Annotated in this window: 1 protein-coding gene; it reads right to left on the bottom strand. The window is 72.1% G+C overall.

From position 1 onward, the window contains the following. On the bottom strand, positions 1–287 hold a 287-nt coding region (locus tag EIK80_RS25630), incomplete at both ends, for a dihydrofolate reductase (protein WP_148099147.1).

Genomic DNA, 287 nt, shown 5'->3' with positions numbered 1-287 from the left:
AGCTGAAGCCCAGGCCTTCCTTGGCCGAGACATGCGATTCGCGCTGCGTCTCGCGCCAGGAGGCGGCATCGAGTTCCGGTGCGTAGGCATCGCCTTCGTAGTCGCGCGCGACCTCGGTCACCACCGCGCGCTGCGCGAGCGGCTCGGCCTCGGCGTAGATCTGCGCGCCGCCGATCACCCAGGCGGTGTCGACCTCCGGCGATTCGCACAGCGACAGCGCCTCCTGCAGGCTGCCCGCGCGATGCGCGCCCTCGGCCTGCCAGCCGGCCTGCCGCGTGACGACGATG

The organism is Caulobacter sp. 602-1 (genome assembly GCF_003931565.1).
Taxonomy (GTDB): domain Bacteria; phylum Pseudomonadota; class Alphaproteobacteria; order Caulobacterales; family Caulobacteraceae; genus Caulobacter.
This window is presented reverse-complemented; position numbering and strand designations above follow the sequence as displayed.